The sequence below is a fragment of the Burkholderia sp. BCC1996 genome (genome assembly GCF_905339955.1).
GTDB lineage: Bacteria > Pseudomonadota > Gammaproteobacteria > Burkholderiales > Burkholderiaceae > Burkholderia.
Map to the genome: position 1 here is coordinate 1 of NZ_CAJPHM010000119.1, position 268 is coordinate 268.

The 268-nt window shown below is 56.7% G+C and carries 1 protein-coding gene; it reads right to left on the minus strand.

The window, feature by feature from the left end; genetic code table 11:
- Positions 1–207: transposase (locus tag U4Z64_RS37485; RefSeq protein WP_321822450.1), on the minus strand; the 207-nt coding region annotated here is incomplete at its 3' end.
- Between the last annotated feature and the right edge of the window lie 61 nt (positions 208–268).

The window sequence follows — 268 nt, forward strand, 5'->3', positions numbered from 1 at the left end:
TAACAGTCGCTTGAGCTTGCTGTTCTCCTGCTCCAGTTCCTTCAGGCGCTGCGCTTCGGAGACCGTCATCCCGCCGAACTTCGCTTTCCAGTTGTAGTAGGTCGCTTCCGAGATGCCGTACTTGCGACACAGCTCCGCCGGCTTCAGGCCAGCCTCGGCTTCCTTCAAGATGCCGATGATCTGTTCTTCGGTGAATCGCTTTTTCATTGCCGTTCCTCTCTGGAACGGACTCTACACCGTCACCGTACTAAACGCGGGGAGCAGGTCA